The following is an 18,971-nucleotide window of genomic DNA, read 5'->3' on the forward strand; positions in this document are numbered from 1 at the left end:
CTTATAATAGTCCCTTGATTGGTGCTTGAATGGCATCAGGAAATAAAAAATAACTGATAAATATAACAAGAATAATAAGCAGAACAAGGTTAGAAGCAATGAATATAATTGTTTTCTTTTTATGCCACTTTTGTAGCCCTAAGTTTTGGTTAGCAGAGACAACGCCAAAAACAGGGACGCCGGTCGCTTTAGACAATTGCGCAGTCGACGTTGCGACAGGCGACAATTGGCTAAGCAATAATGACAAACCTATGCCTGCGCCAAAACCAATAAAAGTGACTAAAATTAAGAATAAAATCCGCTTAGGCCCAGAAGGCTTGTCAGCTGCTCGTGGTGGATCTATTACTTTGAATTGAATTTTATTGGTGGTTTCGTCCGCTTGCTGTGCTAGCTGAGCGGTGTCTTGCCGGTTTAACAGCTCTTCGTACTTCTTTTTTGTTATTTCATAACCGCGATTAAGGGCAACAAATTCAGCTTCTATTTCAGGTAAAATATGAATTTTACTTTCAAGCTCATCAACTTGAGATTGGTGTTCTTGCGCTCTGACTTTAATTGAAGCAACTTGGTTTTCAAATTGATTCACTTGAATTTGTAATTGTTGAATGACGGGGTTTTGGCTAGTGATTAATGCATCACTGTTTGGCACACTTAAGTAGTCCTCTATTTCTTTAGCTCGTTGTTCTTCTATATGCTCTAGGCGCCTTTTCGCTTCCATTACATCGGGATGCTTATCGGTGTATTTTAATTGTAATGAGTCTAAGGTCAGCTCTAATTCAGCAATACGCTCATCGTAACTTGTTTGTATTGACGTTTCTGTTTGAATTTTATTTTGAGCATTCGCCGATTTAGCAGGTACGTTATTTAATTGAGCCTTGGCTGACTCAAGTTGTGTTTGAGCTTCAAGTAGATCTAATTCAATTGCTTGTAACTGTTCTTTAGCTTTATTGAGTTTATTGTAATAACCGCCATATTGATTTGGCAGCATACCAGTGTATTTTTGTTTAAAATTGGTTAAACGAGCTTCTGCAACGGTTAACCTGTTTTCATATTCGGCAATTTGGCTTTTTAAGAACTTTTGTGCAGAGTCAGCGTCTGTCCGGTTTTGTCCTAGGGTATTCTCTATAAATACTGTTAACGCAGATTGCACTACATTTTTTGCCATTTCAGGATCTTTATCTTCAAAAGATATGGTAAATATATTATCCCTACCGCGTGTTTTATTGATGATGATATTTTCTTTCAGCCGATTGATAATCCCTTCATATTGCTGGGGAGTATCAGCTTGAATATCTAAATCGGTCATGCGTGAAATGCGCTCTAAGTTCGGCCTACTCAGTAGCGTTTTTATCATTAAGTTTATTTGAACGTCAGGGTCTGTTTGTACCGTAAGCCCTTTTAATAAAGGCTCTAAAATTGATTGGGTGTCGGCATAAACTCGTGCTTCAGACTCATAAACGTCAGGCATCATAGCAACTACCCCCCACCCAATAGGACAAATTAACCAAGTTGATATAATGATATACCGACGTTTAATCCAAATACCTTTTAAATAATCGAGTAAATCATCAAATAATTCTTGCATTCTGAACACTAACCTTCATTAATTATATTTTTATAAAAGGATGTTTTACCCTTTTTGTTAGAACAAATTTCCATCTAAACTAAGCACCTGTGTACGATAGATGTTACCTACAACAAACCTGCACTAATGGTACTACTTAGCTTTCTAGCACCCAAGGCCATATTACTCGTTGGTCGGAATAAATCTTTGCTTAGGCGAGCAGGTGCGTAGGCATTTTGCGTTGAAGCAACGAAAAACGCATTTTACTTAAAACCAAGCTTCAGGAATAATAATAATATCACCAGGGAGCATATCTACATTGGCGCTAATATTGCCGTCTTTTATTAAACTGTCGATCAGTATGTCATATTGCTGTTGCTTGCCATTTTCAATTCTCACTAAAACAGCATTATTGCCATTGGCAAACTCGGTCAAACCACCAACCTGAATCATTACGTCGAGTAAGGTCATGTGCTGTGTATAGTTTATTGCGCGGGGTTGTGCGGCTTCACCAATAACACGTATTTGCTCACTAAACGGACCAACAAAGCTATCTACGGTAACCGTAACAATAGGGTCTCTTAAGTAAGTGGCTAATATTGCTTCTATTGAACGGGCTAATTCTGTTGGTGTTTTACCTGAGACTTTAATGTCTTCAACTAATGAGGTGGTAATCATGCCATCAGGGCGCACGACAAAAGAGCCGGAAACCTCAGGATTACGCCAAACGAATATATTCAGTACATCACCAGCACCAATAAGATACTTATAAGAGTTAACGTCTGCTGTAGTCGATGGGTGTAATGTTGCCGTTGGTAAATGATTAGTAGAACAGGCAGAAATGATTTGTGCTAAAAGTAAAACAACGGTTACTTTTAGTGTCTTGCTCAAGTTTATATCCATGCTTCGTACCTTAAACAGAAAAAATTATTTGTAATTCTACTGTTGATTGTAGGGTATTTTTTTCACAGATGCCACATTTAACAACTGTAAATAAAACGTTAACTTTAGGTATATTTTTGTTAGAATTACTTTTTTATCTTATTATAATAAGAATTTTCGTGGTAGTAGTGATAGATATATGATTATAAGGCAAGTATATCTATGGTGTGTAGTTGACTATAGTGTTGTAATGCGAGACTGAATAAATACCAACCTACAGCTATTTATGTTTTTTATTAGGGCGAAATTTATTTCGGCAATTATATTATTTATCAAGGAACCTAGTCTATTATGTCTAGCCCCAAATTTCGTGATTTATCTGCAGCGAGCAAATCATTAATATTAATTGAATTTTTTTTATTTTTAGGAGCACTACCATCAACCATATATGGTAATAACCTTCTAGTAGTGATGGATATTCCTACAATTTCAGACAGCTACCTAATTGTTTACTCACTAATATTTGCTTTATTAAATCAATTAACCTCATTAGCACTAGGCTTGTATAACTCTAAATTAAGAGTCAACTTTAGTGGCGTTATCAGGCGCGTGTTAATGTGTGTTGCGGTAGCATTCTTTATTTTAACCATCATCAATCCGCTATACAGTGAACAGGCATTACCCATTGAAGTATTAGCAGTGGCTTCTTTGGTCAGTTTTATTGTCATTGGTCTTTTTAGGTATTTAACTTTTACGATAGATTTTTTCGGCCTGAACAAGCGGGTTGTTTTAGTGCTTGGTGCGGGGGAAAGAGCCTCAATTATAGAAAGAAGAATGCGCAGGGATGTTGACAGGCAAAACTTTTCAGTGCACGGATATATTGTAATGAAAGGAGATGGCGAAGAAGGTATTAAGCAAGAAACACGTATAGTATTAGAAGGGTCATTAGTTAACTATGCATTACAGCATAATATTGATGAAATAGTGGTGGCCAGTGATGAGCGTCGTAATAATATCCCTATAGATGACTTATTCGCCTGTAAAATTCGCGGCATTGAAATCACTGAAATTTTAGACTTTATTGAGCGAGAAACTGGCCAAATAGCGGTTAATCTCATTTATCCAAGCTGGGTTATTTATTCTAACGGCTTTGCTTCGGTTAACCACCTTCGCAATACATTAGATTGGATTTTTAACGCGAGTATGGCTTTTGTTTTATTTATATTTACCTGGCCCATTATGTTAATTACCGCCTTGTTAATTAAATTAGACGAAGGCTTTAAAGCACCCGTTTTTTATTCACAAGAGCGCGTAGGTCTTGACGGTGAACCTTTTAACATTATTAAGTTTAGAAGTATGCGCTTAGACGCAGAAAAGCTTGGTGCCCAAATGGCGTCAGAAGATGATCCTCGCATTACTAAAATAGGTAATATACTTCGTAAATACCGTATAGATGAGTTACCGCAAATTTATAATGTAATGTGCGGTGATATGGGTTTTGTTGGCCCAAGGCCAGAGCGACCAGAGTTTGTCCATAGCTTAATTAAAAATATACCTTATTATAATGAACGCCATAATGTTAAGCCGGGTTTAACAGGGTGGGCACAATTAAAGTACCCTTATGGCGCTACTGAGGCTGACTCATTAGAAAAGCTAAAGTATGATTTGTACTACATTAAACACCGCAGCTTTATGTTAGATGTATTAATACTGATTAGAACGGTTGAAATTGTATTGTTTGGCAAAGGTAGGTAGTGCGTTCTATCGAGCTGTTTTCTGAGAAAGTTATCGCTTTAGCGAGGTGAGTATCATTTCTTTTAAAAACTTTTCGTCGAATGCTCTATCAATAGAAAGCCTGCCTAGCTCATACTTTCTATTTTTTACATCACAATTAATGATGTTTCTAAAAGTAAAGCCAAGTTGATAACCAATATTATTGAGTAAGTCAAACATACTGTGGCTGTAGGTTGACTCTCCCCCAACAGGATAAGATAAACAATTAACCGGTGTCATGAGGCAGTTTTCTAGTAGGCGTTTAGACTCTGTTAATTCGTAGGTGAGCTCTTTATTTGATAAGGCAGATAAAATACGGTGCGTATGTGAATGCGCACCAATGGTCATGCCATTTCGCTGTAACTCTTTTAAATGCTGCCACTGAACGAATAAATTATTTGCTAATTCAGTAGGAATTTCTTTTTGGGAAAGCGCGCGTAACTCTTTTAATTGCCCCTCTATTTTTGTAGGAAAAGACTTCACCCGGCTTAGCACTAAGCGAATTGCCTGCGAGTCGATGCGCTCGGGTAGTGTAACGCTATCAGGCCAGATACTTAACTTAACCGTTTGTCCAGCTAAGTGTCTTACATGCCATGCAATTTCATCCCACCAGGGTACAATATTTGCCCCCACTAAACTGGTGGTAACAAAAAATGTTGCTGGAATATTCATGCTTTTTAATAGTGGATAAGCACTGTCATAGTTGTCGCGGTAGCCGTCGTCAAAGGTTATTAGGGCTAGCTTTTCTTTTATTGGCAACCCCTGCTGTACAATGACATATAACTCAGCCATATCGATAATTCTAAAGTGGCTTTGAAAAAACAGTAAATGCTTTTTGAAATTTTCAATGTCGCAAGAATAAACACAAGGATCAAACGGTGTTTTACTCGCATCGCCAATACGATGAAAATTAAAGCAATACAAACCATTAGCACGAAGAGGCCATAAAATATTGGCGAGCCTTCCTCGTTTGATTGCTTGCCTTTTAATTAGCGCCAACGACATTAATAGCGCACTTTAAATTGTGGGCGAGGTAAAATATAGTCTCTATACTGGTTAGGGTTACCTACTTTCCCATCTTCAGCAGCTTTGACTATGTTAAACATTTCTCTTGAATTAACGTAGTGTAATACGTAGTTTTCACCATCATTATAAGTGTTTTCTAAGTAGGTAAACATATCATCGATCGGTTTGCCAAGTAGCACATCCATATCTTTTTCTTGTGTACCATGTGTATGTAGTTTTATAAAGCGCCATTCAGGTCTGCCTTCTACGTGTATGTTGGCGTTTACCCATAAATCAACGCGGTCATTGGTTGGCTCCATACCGCTTCTAAGATCAGAGTTTTCTATTTGCGGAAAGATACCCTTTTTAAGCTTTTTCCAATTAAGCATGAGCGGGCCATTTATTAATAACAAATCCCCCCAAGGTTTTTGTTTAACCTTAGCGCTAACGCCTGTGTTATGTGAGTTTGGCGCTACTGGATCGTCTTTGGCGTAATAAATACTATTAATGGTTGCTGGCTGTGTAGGATGTGGCGCAGACGGGAAAGTAAAGTCAGCATAGCACCCCGTTTCTTTGAGAATTATTAACTCGTTATTGATACCACAATTTGCCCCAGACGGATCGCAGTTATCTAGCGCCCAATTACCATGTATAAAGGCATATACCAGCTCACCAGTAGCAGGATCTCTACTAAGCGCTCCATGCTCGTTGTGCAATGTGTCACAAAAAGTGGTTAACAAATGACGTAAGTTTTCTTCGGTGTCGTCATGGTGATGTAAATGTACTTCAATTTCACCAAAACCTTGCTGACACAGGTCGGCAATTTTGTTTAAGTGCTCATAACGATACTCTTCTTCAGGATAAAAGAAGGTGTGCTGTGGGTGAAAACCATCAGCATCTTGGTGCTTCATTGCCATTTTAGGATAATCGCTTAGCCAACGGTCAACACGAGAGCGTTCAACTTCAATATCATTAGGCTTTCCCCATTGAGGTTCATAGTGGTCAACAATGGAAAACAGTATATGAATGGGTTGGTCGAGTTTTGTCTTGCGCTTTGTGTATTGCATTACGTATTGCGGCATCCAATTGAGCATATTCTTTTTTTTAAGAATAAAAAGAAATGCGGCTAGCGCAGAAGTAAATAGAAATAACAGAATAAAAACAAGCATTATCGAGAAGTCCTTTGCCATGTGCCTTGTACGTTAGAATTGAAGTATCGGATAAAACCCCGCATTAATGCCATGTTCATTGCAACAAAGAAAGCAATTAATGCCGCCACAGTATTAATATGTACCTCTTTTTTTTGTTGTTTAATTCCCCAAAATGCGACAGTGTAAAACGCGATCTGTCCGAGTAAGATTATTTGATATAAAGGCGCTGACAGTAAAGCAATATTAGTCATTAGCGCAATCAACATAAAGTGTGGTACAAACCACCTAAATACTTTATGACTTAAATAGGCAATAAAACGCCAGCCTAACAGAGGGTTTAGTGCCCATGTCATACTGAAAAAAGCTTGGTAGTTGCCCAAACCAATTCGCACTCTTCGCCCTTCTTCCTCAGCTAAGTTAGGCGCGACTTCTTCAGTGGCCACAGCAGCGGGGTCATAAACGGTTTTAAAGTTTTGCTTTGACACATTCATCACAATTTGAAAATCATCAACAATGGTATTGGTAGGCAATGGAATATAGAGTGATTTTTTTATGGCATAAATTGCGCCGTTAGCCCCGAGTAATGCTCCTAATTGAGCTTCATGAGACTTAAGCACTTGCTCATAACGCCAATAGAGGCTGTCTTTATTAATTCCAGACGCAGCATCAATAAGGTTTAACTCACCACAAACAGCGCCAATATGCTCATCTTCAAAGTGTTTAATTAAAACAGTAATAGCGTCAGAGTTAAAATGGGTATTGGCATCTGACATAACTAAAATTTCATCAGTCGCGCTTGCAACCAAGTCGTTTAATACACTCATTTTGCCACGGTTTTTGTCAAAAATATGGGCGTGAAAGTTTTTGGCGCTAACTTGTGACAAGATTTCTGCCGTTCTGTCGGTACTTCCGTCTGAGCCTACACGAATGGTTAATTTTTCTTGTGGGTAATCTAACGATAATAAGTTTTCAATACGCGCTTTAATACAAGACTCTTCATTATAAGCGGCAATAATAACAGTAACATTTGGTAACTCATTGCTGCTGTTGTTTGTGCTAACGCTATTTTTAGCACAAGTATTGATGTATTGTTCAATAGGCAAGTCTTTATTGCTAAAGGCTTGTTTTATAGTGGTGGTTAAGATGAGTAGTAGCGGATACATAAAATAACTGTAGACGATTAAGCCTATAGCTGTCCAAAATAAGGTTTCCATCAGCTAGGCATCCCTATTGGTCTTTTTTTCATAAGGCTGAGCAGGAATACCTAACATAGTTGCGCCCGCAGGAGCGCTTTTGGTTAACACAGCGTTTGCACCTACTTTAACATTGTCTTCAATCGTTAATTGCCCAATCACTTTGGCACCGGCACCGATAAATATATTTTGACCAAAAATGGGCGATTTGCCTTTTTCGTCGCCAATGACTACGCCACTTTCTAAAGTAATATTTTCCCCGCCTTTTACTTTAGAGTTAATGACAACCCCGATAGGGTGCATAATCACAAAACCTTTATCAAATTCAGCGCCAATGCCTATCACGCAGCCATTAAAAAACTTATTTAGCCATTGAAAAATATACGCTATTATTGTTAGTTCGTGAGTTGCGAACCAACGCATAAGGCGATAAAAAATATTGGCACTAGTCCCATCAGCGAGTAAAATGCGCAGCATGCTAACGTGGGCGCCGTCTTGTGCAAAAATATCTTGCTTACGTTTTAGGTCTGCTTTTAAATATTCCATTATTATTAATTACACTTTTTCATTGAGTAAATCGATTATTTGCTCAGCATTGTGCCGCCATTGGCGCTCTTTTTCAATGTAACTTCGCGCATTTAAGCCCACTTGTTTTTGCTGTTCGGATTGTTCAATTAACGACAGGGTTAAGTCAATGCATGCTTGACGATTATTTGCTGGAAATAGCCAACTGGTCTCTTTATCTTTCACTACCTCGGCAATAGGAGAAAAATCAGGGGCAATCATACCTTTTTCCATCGCCATAAATTCAAATAACTTCATTGGTGAGCCATAGTCATTTGAATCAGGCAATATGCCAAAATCCATTGCAGACAAATAAGTGGGTATTTGGGCATGCTCAACCCTACCTGGTAATATAATTTGAGATTCAACCCCCGCCATTTGGGTTCGCTTTTTAATGGGCTCAAAACAAACTCCATCACCAACGAGTAATAAAACCAACTTGGGGTGCGCTTTTAAATGGTCAACAATCATATCAACAAACCAGTCAATCCCATGCCAATGAACGAAAGCGCCAACATAACCTAGTACAACTTTGTCATTAATGCTTAATTGTTTACGTAGGGCAATGCCTGCATCTCTATCGATAACAAATTTATCTAAGTCAGCAGCATTCGGTGATACCACCGAGGGCGCTATATTTGGATAAGCCTGCGTTGCAACACGTTGAAAGTGGCTAGAAATAAAAACTAATCCTGTTGCATTACTAAAAACCCAAGCTTCAATTTTTTGCGCTAACCTTTTGAAGGTAAGGTGCCTAACACGGTGCACTAAACAGGAATCGTTGATTTCTAAAACAATGGGGACGCCTTTACGCTTTGCCCACCAGACACTCGCAAAAAGGAATAAAGAGTAGCGCTCATAAATACAATCAATATTGTGTTCTTTAACAGCGCGGCGTAAACGAAAATATGAAATAACATTAAAAAATAGCTCTATCCATTCAAAAACAAACTCAGGAAGGTACTGAGTTAACTTGGTTAATTTAGATAAAACCCCTTTTTTCTCTTTTATTTCAATGGCTTTAGGGGTGGTGGGAACCGTCTTAGGGATGGCTAACTCTTCCTCTTCGGGGTCTGCTCCTGGTAAAGACAATATAAAAACGTTATGGTTTAATTCTCGTAAGCCTTTTACCACGCCTCTAATATGCACGCCTTCTGCACCGCGGCCCCGTGTTCTGTGATGAAAAAGAATATTCATATTAGCTTTCACTCGTTAAATTTTCCATGGTGTACCCTTGTGATTGCCAGTAGGGAAGCAATTGCTCTAATACTGAAACGCATAAAAGGTTATCGTCATGGAATAAAATGATATCACCAGCCTTAACTGCCTGCTTTTTAAATCGGTTAATGATCACTGGCGCAGACTCCTTTTTAAAGTCTAGCGAATCTCTACTCCAATGTACTGCCGTTATTTTTTTCTGCCATAAAAAATAAAGTAATTTTAAGTTCCAGCGGCCTTGTGGAGCCCTAAATAACCTACAGGTATTGTTGGTCGTTTGCTGAATAATGTTGTTGGTGCTTTGTATTTCATGGTATTGGGCTTGCGCACTAATATTATTGAAATTAGGGTGACTATAAGAGTGATTAGCGATGCTATGGCCTTCATTATAAATACGAGCCATTAGCAATGGCTCTTTCTCAGCGACTTTACCAATAATAAAAAATGTCGCCTTAGCATTATATTTTTTTAATAACTCCAGCAATGGCTCAGTCACGCTCGAAACAGGGCCATCGTCAAATGTTAGATACAGCGTTTTTTTACCACGAGTTTTAGCGTATAAAAACAAGCTATCCGGTAATAAATGTGTGCGAACAAAGGCTTTAACCTGCTGAATCATTAAATAAGCATCCAATTACGACGTGAATTACAACTGATTGTTAATGTAGTGTAGCAAATATGCGATAAGAACAAAGCAATTTTGCATGTTAACTCCCTTTATTTTCTAACATTTTAAGCAATAGCCTCTTATTGGTTAGCCAAGAAAACTGGGTGGCATGCTGTTTTATTTGGTCACGAGACCAATGACTGCTAAGCAGTACCATTAAACCATCAGCGACAGCTGTAGCGCTTTTAGCTGGAATTAACTTACCGCAAATGTTCTCATCGACTACTTCAGGAATACCCCCGACAGTTGTGGCGAGCACAGGTGTACCTGCTGCCATAGACTCAAGTACAACATTAGGCACGCCTTCGTTGTAGCTAGGTAAACAAAGTGCTTTAGCATTTGATAACCACGGAGGTAATTCATTGTGAGCAACATTACCAAGCAAGGTTACCTTATTGGTAATGTTGTGTGCGTTTGCGTATTGCATCAGCTTTTTATGCATAGAACCAGAACCAGCATAAACAAGGTGTAAGTTAGGGTGTTGCTCTTGAATTTGACTAAAGCCTTCAATTAACTCCATCACGCCTTTGTCTTGTTTAAGGTTGCCAATATATAAAATATAATCGTCAGGAATTTTTGCCGGGTAATTTAAGCCAAATTTTTCATGAGCCACGCCATTATAAATAGTATGAATTTTTTCTTGTGTAACGCCTAAAGCAACAAGCTCTTTCGCCAAAGCTTTTGAAACAGATAAAATACCTTGCGCTTTCTTGGCAGCAGCTAAAATTTGTTTTGCCCGTGCAGGAACCTTACCGTGTAAGTTAATATCACTACCGTGAACTTTGAAAAAGAACTGGGTGTTATATAAACGGCTTAACCAACTTGCTGCTACCGCTTCAGGGAAAGCCCAGCTAGCAAAGATAACTTTGGGTGCACGTTTTTTTAGCCAAATGCCGCTATGCAAGAGTAGGGATAAAAACATAGTCACACTGTAAAAGCGACGGCCAATTTTAGGTAAATAAAAGTAGGGCACATAACGAATGTGGGGAGTTTGTTTAATTTGCTTTCTATGTTTAAACCAATCGGGGAAGGCGATAGGGATCAGTATACTTAAGTCATACTGATCCTTTAACAGCGCAAACTGTTGTTTATTGAAGGTTGCTCTATTAGGCTCCCAAGGCAGTGGGAACAAGTTAGTAATAATGACTAAAGAAGGAGTGTTACTAGACTTCACAAATAGTTACTCTATGTTTACCGCTGACAGTAAGTGGTATGTCATCAACAAAATTCAAATGCAAAGTCAGCTCGTTATCTGCATATTTATTAATTTCATCTTTTATTTTTTGTTGTTCGCTTAACGGTAGGGGGTTACTAACAATCATGGCGATAGCGAGTTCATCAATTTTGCTTTGTTTTACTTGAAAGCGAATAATATCTGCAAACTCTTTAAATAAGTGTGGAAATAACTCCCCAGGAATTTTCTTCCCCGAAGGTGTTTTTATAATATCAAGCTTTCTACCGTCGATACTTTTCATAATAGGTAAAGGGTTATTACAGCGACAAGGTGAATTAACTAACGTGGCTCTATCACCATTTAGATAGCGAATTAGTGGCATACCATAGTTGTATAAATCAGTAACAACCAAGTCACCACTTTCACCTGTGATTGCTGTGCCATCATCGGTAATAGTTTCCACCACCAAATGGTCAATATTTATGTGTAGGTTTTTGTGCGCTTTGCATTCAGCGGATATCAACATGAACTCACGACAACCAAAGGTATTGTATACGTGGCAATTAAACGCTTTTTCAATCACCTCGCGTTGAAAATCATGTAAAGGCTCAGCACCCGTTAAAATAGTGTTAGGAGAAAAAACTGATATATTATTCGCTCGTATGTACTTTGCCAGTTCATATAACGGGTTCACGTATGACACTAAAGCTTGAGGGCGATATCTGTTTATTTCGTTAACATATTCATGCATGTTGCTTGCGTTCATGGCAAACGAATTCATCATTTTTCTATTGTAAAAGGCATGGTATAAGTTATTTTTAAGGGCCTTTAGCTTAGTAGGCTGGCCAATGTCAGCACCCCATAAATACAATGTTTTTTGGCCAAGCCCTGCGCCTAACCAACCATAACCTCGCCACATCACCGCTTCACGCCGTGTATTACTATCAGTGTTTAATTCAAACCTAAAAGGCTGCCCAGTTGAGCCACCAGTGGCTTTTTTTATATTATTTGAATAATTATTTGCGACAAATTTTTGATAATGCTTAGCAATATCTGCTTTAGTGACTACCGGAAGTTGTTCAAAGTCAGACCTGTTTTTTATGTCATCAACTGAGTAAACCCCGACCTTTGCCCAAGCTTCGGGATAAAAGGTTGTGTTATCAAACGCATGCTGTAACAGCTTTCTGAGTTCTTGCCACTGGTGTTCAGCGAGCTGTGCTTTAGTTAATGATAAGTTTGACTGATAACGATTAATAGCAGCGAGCAGATTTTTGCCTTTTATTTTTTCGTATAAAGGCAGAATTAACTTTTTAAACAAAACGGGATACATATACTTTTCCTGACATTAAAGGCTAGTAAGTTTTTCCATTAAACAAAAATTGGATCGGTTTAAACTTTAAAACGAACCCTTTATGGATAGAGAGCGTAATAGCAATCGTTGTAAGTGTTAGTATTAAGAAACCTAACAGAGGTGCAACATTATACTTTACTAAAACTATAGCTAATAAAACTACAGTTAAATTATGAAATAAATATACGCTGTAGGCTGAATTTGAAAGGAACAACCATTGGTTAGAAGGCTTGTTAGCATATAGATAAAACAGTTTGAAAATGATTGCAGAAGAGACCCAGGCGATTAGGCTCTGTGAGTAAACCTTGACGACATCACCTAACAGGGGGTTTTCAATATTAATACCAAACTGTAGTAAGTAAGCGAATAACAACAAAAATAACAAGGATATACTATGTACAGAACTAAACCTCTTGAGTAATGTTGGAGAATTAAACAGCAATATACCAAAAATAAAGTAAGGTACATACGATACTATTTGGTAGGTATCAATCGCATTTAAAAAGATTGAATATAACGGAAAGCCGATCTTATTTAGTGCAACAATAGCGATAGAGCATAATGGTAATAAAAGTATTAATAATTCAACAGGTGGCTTTTCTAGTGTGATTGTAAAACGGTTCGCCTTTTTGACTATATTAGTACAGAAGTGGCTAATAACTGCGGCTATAAAAAAGTATACAAGTAGGTTAATTAAAAACCATAAATGTGAGAGCCAATGCCCCGACATTAAAAAACGGTAAAAAGAAAACACTTGCTCGTTTACCTTACTTAATATGAAACCTTGTAATAAATTAAGCGTGATAATAGTGGTAAATAAAGGGATAAATATTCGTTGTAACTTACTGCTAATAAAAAGTTTAATGGGTTGTCGTTGCAACATCATTAAACAAAAAAAGCCTGAAATAATAAAAAAAGCTGGCATTCTAAAAGAGTGGATAAAGGTAACTAAATAACTAAAGAATGGGTGGGTAGTGTCACTAAACACTAACCAATTTTGGTTCGGGTTATATACCTGAGAGGAATGAATAAATATACCTAACATCATGAGGACGCTACGCATGGCGTCCATATAATAATATCGCATGGAAGATGCTGACAAAATAAATTTACTCCTTTAAAAATTATACAAATACGGTTATTAAGCGCTTAAAAAATGAGAAATATGCCGCTTTTTTAAAAAGTATTTTCCTTCGTACTACAACCCTACTTTTAACGCCATATAAACAGCAACAATAATAACCCAAGAATAGCCCATGCAGTTAAACACTGTTTTTTTATTGAACAGCTGCGCTTGTAATTCTGGTCTTATTTTTATTAACCGTAAATGACTTGCGGTTAACATCCCTAAGAAAATAAACAGTAACAGCGTAAATTGCCGACTTAAAAAAAACGCGGTGACCATAAAGCCTATCATTGAATAAAACATTGCCTGGTTCATTTTTATTTCGGCAACATAAAGCGCTTTTTGTTCTTGGTTAGCGTCGGGGCTATCCCACTGGCTGAATTCTTTTTTAATACGGTAAGCGGCCAACATAGATAATACAATTAAACCACCCCATAGCGAATAACCAAGAACACCCATTTCTCCCGCAACATGAATATATGAATTATGCGCGACTAATTCGTGATGATCCATAAAATTACCTTTGCCCACGCCAAAAACAGGGTTGTGTATTAGCATTTGAATGCCAGCATACCAAGCCTCTAAGCGGCCGTTAGCAGACGACTCAGATGATGATATACCGCCAAACTTTGAGATTAACGTTGCTGCAATGGGAGCCATTACAATGGCAAATAAAATTAGCTTAGCGCCCGCTTTTTTCAGAAGGTAGTAAATAGTAATGACACCTAATACGCCAAGAATTGTTCCCCTAGAGCCTGTTATTAAAACGCCATAGCAGAAAACTATAAAAATGGTGGGCATCAATACTTTATTAATAAAACCTTTTTCACTAAAAAAATAAGCCAAAAAAGCAATATTCATCACTAAAAACATCCCTAAATCGTTAGGGTCACTAAAAAAGCCTAAATAGGTAATTCGAATGAGTTCTCGCCCAACAGAAACAGAGTCACCTAACCCATAACCTCTGATACCATCAAACGATTTTTGCTGTAAATAACCGTTATAAACCATAAATAAAGCCGCAATGATAGAAATATACATCAGTATTTTTTGCCGAGATATTGAGGTGATTAAGCTGCTATAAAGAAAAAATGGAATAACAGAAGCGACAAAAAACTTTTGTGCTTCAATAATGCCGCCACCACCCCAGCCATTTAAAAAGGCTGAAATCATAATTAAGGGGGTAAAGCCCAACAACATGTAGTGCTGAGGGAGGAGCTTTATAGGCCTGAGAGAGGTGAGCGTAAATATAAAAGCCAAAATGGCAAATACTTTAATAAAAATATAGTGCGAAGTTTCAAAAGAAAACTCATGCGGGCGTATCAATACTGAAATCGTGTAAAGAAATAAAAATAAAAAGGCCAAGCCAGCATTTGCTTCTTTTGTTGGAAAATGTCGAGCCATAACTGAATGTATATCCTAAGTTAATATGTTGCTTGTTGTACTTGCTGTCATTTACGTTAGCCATAACGAATAGCACAAAACGCGAGGGTTGATAGTGCGTAACTCATTTCATATAAAGAGGCTATGTTTACTCTGGATTTGTGCAATTTTGCCCGTTACTTGTTAAGGGCCAACCTTGTCCCGGTTGCCAGTTTTGTAGTAAACAACCATCCCTAAACACGACTAATTCATGATTAACTTTAACATTAGCGTAGGTATATTGTGGCCCGCCGTGAGGAAACTCTACCGTTAGGTCTATGGCGGTAAGGGTACCTAAACCAGCGTAAGCAATAAAACGGGCATCGGCTTGATTATAATTACCTAAATAGCGTGTCGCTATTATTGCTTGATTGCTTGGATCGCGAAAAATAAACTTAGTATGGTAGCCATCAGTATTATTCTTTAAACCACGCGCTCTAATTTTTAGCCAGTTATTATTATTAGCATTATTTTTATAAAGCTTTAAACCGTTAATATTGCCGGATCCTTTACTTAAAATAGCAACATCAAGAAAACCGTCATTATTCCAATCAGCAATATTACCCCATGGCCTAAATACATCAACACCAGCACCACTATTCATTATTAAGTTTCTTAATATGGTAAAAGTACCATCACCGTTATTTTGAAATACTCTTGGTGAGTTGCGGTAACTTTGGGTCATGGTCATAAAGTCGATAAGTCCGTCATTATTAAAATCACCAGGGTATATACCGCCGTATGTAGTCCAATTATTCTGATTAATTAAGCTACCGTCTGTCCAGGTTCCACCGCCTGCTTTGTCAGTGACATTGGTAAAGGTGCCGTCACCATTATTACGATGTAAAGAAAGATAAAACTCTTTTATTTTCTCGCCACCAGACCACTTACCATAGCCAAAAAGAATATCAAAATGCCCATCGTTATTATAATCTAAAGCAACTTGCATATTCCCTGTTACAGCGCGATCAACAGGGTGGTCGAACGCCAAGACAAAATCATCAAATGCTTTTTTTTCAGGGTTATAGCGCCAGTACCCCCCCCCTTCACCAGATACCACATCAGGCCAAGAGTCACCGTCAACATCAACGATTAAGTAAGAAGAAGAGCTATAGCCAGGGGCATCAGTATTGTCTAATTCAGGAATAATTGTTGTATTGGTTAGTGGCTCGTAAATACGTCGCCTAGGGTCGCGCACATCGGAAGAGACAATAAATTCAATATCACCATCACCGTTAATATCAAGCGCAGAGCACCTTGCTTTGCCGCCTCTACAGCCTTTAATTTCACTGTTATAAACAGGTAAACCGCCAGTGTTAACGCTAGCAGATAAGGGGTAGATTACAGAGTCACCACCGTCGGCATCTGAGCCAAATATGTCAGGTAATCCTGACTTTTTCCCCGTGACATTGGAAAATATATAGCGAGAAGTAATGCGGCCACTATCTGCTTGAGAGTATTTTCCTTTAGTATTGCTATAGTGTGAAAATTGATGACTACACTGACCTGAGACTACCTTATGTAACCACATTTGACTATCGCCAGCATTATCATTGTGCGTACCTGCAAATAAGTCCGGGCATCCATCATTATTCACATCAGGCATGCCTATCCAAAAGGGTTGATGTGCAAACGGCGCTATATCAATAACATCTTCGCTAACTTCTGTAAAAGAAACCATAAGGCTGGGATGTTGCGGCTCTATTACGGGCACATCAGGGGTGCCAGGTACATCAGGAACTGTAGGGGGCGTAACGGGTGGGAGCTCTTTATTAATCCACTGCCATGTTCTAACAGCGTTTGATCTATGTTGCCAGTTGAATAGCCGATACACATTTGAAAAAACACTGGCACAACCAACATGACCCCAGCCAGCAATGAGTTTTTCAATACGGGCGCTTAATCGTTCTTTGTTCGCTTGGTTATCTTCAAAGTAATAGGCAGTGGCTAGTATTAATACGGTTTCAATATTATGGGTGTCAGAGTAATAAGGCCAATAATCACCACTGGTACGGGTTTTATCGTCTGCCCAGGCGCTAGCAAAATACAGTAAGTCGGTATCTGTTTTGGTTTTATTGCAACTTTGCGCTCTACTACCGCCAATAGCCGCAAATGCTGGCAGGGGAACATGCGTTTTTGTGTTGGAGTTATAAGTAGAAGTAAAACCATATAAATCCACAGCATTACCTAATTTTATCAGCATATTAGGTATTGCTTGATTATGGGTAACCCAGTAACTTTGCCAGAGAAAATCAGCGATGTTCTCACTCATCCACGGAGAAAAACCACGGGAGTTTGAATCATTAAGGGGGGCACTGGTTGCACTATGGTTACCTTCATGTACATCAAGGTTATGTTCAAATCCGCCTGTTTTAGGGAGCCAATTGTTGACTTTATCCCAAGGGTGTTCATTTTGCTGCATTTTAGCTAGCGCAGTGATCCTTTGATTAAGGTGGTTTAAAATGGTCGCGTCAGCGGTTATTTCATAGGCCGCTATTTCAGCGAGCCCTGTCATACCTGCGCCACGCTCGGTAAAGCCTTCATTTTCACTATCAAAGTCATCGCGACTAGCATATTGATTCCAACCTAAATTACTTTGTAGTGCCATATCTATAATAAGTGAGGAGTCCCATTGGCTATTATCACCAGTTAATGCCCAGGCGAGTTTGGCGGGCTGTGGATAAATGTACTTACCATCGGCACAGGCAACAGAGCCCCAGGTCCAACAACCTCGTCCACCTGATTTACTAGGTGAAGAGTCGTCATTTCTTACATGAAAGAAATAAAATTGCTTACTTAAAAATGCTTCTTTTAAAAAGTCGACACGGCCTGTGGTCATATAGGCTTTAAAATAAGCGCTGGCACGATCAAATAACCAGTTAGCACCACTTGAGGTGTCAAAGTTTAATTGCCCAGACCACTGCTCAAATTGCGCGACTTGATACTGCTCAAATGAATCATTAGCGCCTTGAGAGCCAATGTAAGGGGCGATTAAGCCGGATGTCGCTAAATAGTTGGTATTATGTAAGGCAAATACTCTAGGGTATAGCATATTCGCCTTATTTGCCCCTGCCATGGCCCAACCGTTAGCATGGGGTTGCTCAGTAAGATCATTGCTTAAGTCACGGCCAGCATTGGTAATGCTTAGCTCAATATTGCCTGCAGTCATATCAACATGTTGCAATTGTATTGTTACCGAGCGTATTGAGTTATCTGACCAATGCCAATGTAGGCCTGCTGTAGCAAAAATGGCTTGCTCTACGCCTGCTATTGACACCTTAATTTCAGAAGACTCTTTGACGATTCCTTCAGCAATGGGTAAGGCAAAGGTTACTAATTCATTAGTGTGGGGAGTTATCTCGGTATCGGGCTGTAAAATAACCTTAGTATCAAGAGATGTCTTATTAGGAGGAGCACTCGGCTCACTCGGTTCACTCGGCTCACCCGGAACAGTCGGTTCAGGCTCCACTAGGATGGTAACCCTGTCTGTTGCCTTCCCGTCAGAATTGTCAATGACACTGAACTGAAACGTTAATGTAGTCGTTTCGCGCACTACCGGCGCAGTGAATTCAATTGTAGTGCTAGTAATATCAACAAGGGTGACAGTTGGCCCGCTAACTTGCTGCCAAAACTGGTCGACAACAGTACCATCAGCGTCTGACATAGTACCTGTTAACAAAACGACAGCCCCACTATGAATACTTTGGTTTTCGCCAGCATTCACAGTAGGTAGTGTATTGCTCGGAATGTCTGTTCCAGGCTTTTGTAAACTAACATTGCTACTTTCACTTTCACAACCTAACAGACAAAAGCATAAAAATAAAACACTCAACTTAGTGATGTTATTGAAAGATGACAAAAAACTCATAAACGATAATCCGTTA

General features: G+C 38.7%; 14 protein-coding genes. 1 reads left to right on the plus strand and 13 read right to left on the minus strand.

What is annotated here, in order from left to right; genetic code table 11:
- Window position 1 precedes the first annotated feature (1 nt).
- Together AC0UA9_RS13370 and AC0UA9_RS13375 are read right to left on the minus strand one after the other, a co-directional pair.
- Entirely contained in the window at window positions 2-1,582 is a 1,581-nt protein-coding gene (locus AC0UA9_RS13370) for an XrtA system polysaccharide chain length determinant (RefSeq protein ID WP_475660602.1), read from the minus strand.
- 246 nt (window positions 1,583-1,828) lie between these two features.
- Window positions 1,829-2,464, minus strand: coding sequence for an XrtA/PEP-CTERM system exopolysaccharide export protein (locus tag AC0UA9_RS13375; protein ID WP_475660603.1), 636 nt, complete (start codon window positions 2,462-2,464; stop codon window positions 1,829-1,831).
- A 330-nt stretch (window positions 2,465-2,794) separates the two neighbouring features.
- Between AC0UA9_RS13375 and AC0UA9_RS13380 the strand changes: the two genes are divergently transcribed.
- Window positions 2,795-4,198 (plus strand): TIGR03013 family XrtA/PEP-CTERM system glycosyltransferase, encoded by a 1,404-nt coding sequence (locus AC0UA9_RS13380; protein ID WP_475660604.1) that lies wholly within the window; start codon window positions 2,795-2,797, stop codon window positions 4,196-4,198.
- A gap of 30 nt (window positions 4,199-4,228) precedes the next feature.
- Here AC0UA9_RS13380 and AC0UA9_RS13385 read toward each other — a convergent pair whose 3' ends face one another.
- The 11 genes from AC0UA9_RS13385 to AC0UA9_RS13435 all read right to left on the minus strand — a co-directional run bounded on the left by AC0UA9_RS13385 (window position 4,229) and on the right by AC0UA9_RS13435 (window position 18,955).
- Window positions 4,229-5,221, minus strand: coding sequence for a polysaccharide deacetylase family protein (locus tag AC0UA9_RS13385; RefSeq protein WP_475660605.1), 993 nt, complete (start codon window positions 5,219-5,221; stop codon window positions 4,229-4,231).
- On the minus strand, window positions 5,221-6,390 hold the full coding sequence (locus tag AC0UA9_RS13390; protein ID WP_475660606.1) for a hypothetical protein: 1,170 nt from the start codon (window positions 6,388-6,390) through the stop codon (window positions 5,221-5,223). Before AC0UA9_RS13390 ends, AC0UA9_RS13385 begins: the two co-directional genes overlap by 1 nt.
- Entirely contained in the window at window positions 6,390-7,586 is a 1,197-nt protein-coding gene (locus AC0UA9_RS13395; protein WP_475660607.1) for a glycosyltransferase family 2 protein, read from the minus strand. Before AC0UA9_RS13395 ends, AC0UA9_RS13390 begins: the two co-directional genes overlap by 1 nt.
- A gap of 3 nt (window positions 7,587-7,589) precedes the next feature.
- On the minus strand, window positions 7,590-8,111 hold the full coding sequence (locus tag AC0UA9_RS13400; RefSeq protein WP_475660608.1) for a serine O-acetyltransferase: 522 nt from the start codon (window positions 8,109-8,111) through the stop codon (window positions 7,590-7,592).
- Window positions 8,112-8,120: 9 nt separating this feature from the next.
- A complete protein-coding gene (locus tag AC0UA9_RS13405) occupies window positions 8,121-9,326 on the minus strand; it encodes a glycosyltransferase family 4 protein (RefSeq protein WP_475660609.1) in 1,206 nt (401 codons plus the stop codon).
- 1 nt (window position 9,327) lies between these two features.
- Window positions 9,328-9,966 (minus strand): polysaccharide deacetylase family protein, encoded by a 639-nt coding sequence (locus tag AC0UA9_RS13410; protein ID WP_475660610.1) that lies wholly within the window; start codon window positions 9,964-9,966, stop codon window positions 9,328-9,330.
- 88 nt (window positions 9,967-10,054) lie between these two features.
- Window positions 10,055-11,188, minus strand: coding sequence for a glycosyltransferase (locus AC0UA9_RS13415; protein ID WP_475660611.1), 1,134 nt, complete (start codon window positions 11,186-11,188; stop codon window positions 10,055-10,057).
- Window positions 11,178-12,518, minus strand: a complete 1,341-nt coding sequence (locus AC0UA9_RS13420) for a phenylacetate--CoA ligase family protein (protein ID WP_475660612.1) — start codon at window positions 12,516-12,518, stop codon at window positions 11,178-11,180. Before AC0UA9_RS13420 ends, AC0UA9_RS13415 begins: the two co-directional genes overlap by 11 nt.
- Before the next feature lie 22 nt (window positions 12,519-12,540).
- Window positions 12,541-13,626 (minus strand): acyltransferase family protein, encoded by a 1,086-nt coding sequence (locus AC0UA9_RS13425; protein WP_475660666.1) that lies wholly within the window; start codon window positions 13,624-13,626, stop codon window positions 12,541-12,543.
- Window positions 13,627-13,737: 111 nt separating this feature from the next.
- Window positions 13,738-15,069, minus strand: a complete 1,332-nt coding sequence (locus AC0UA9_RS13430) for an O-antigen ligase family protein (protein WP_475660613.1) — start codon at window positions 15,067-15,069, stop codon at window positions 13,738-13,740.
- 127 nt (window positions 15,070-15,196) lie between these two features.
- Window positions 15,197-18,955: an FG-GAP repeat domain-containing protein gene (locus AC0UA9_RS13435; protein WP_475660614.1), complete on the minus strand. Its 3,759-nt coding sequence runs from the start codon at window positions 18,953-18,955 to the stop codon at window positions 15,197-15,199.
- Window positions 18,956-18,971: the final 16 nt, after the last annotated feature.

Source organism: Colwellia sp. F1, from assembly GCF_056238625.1.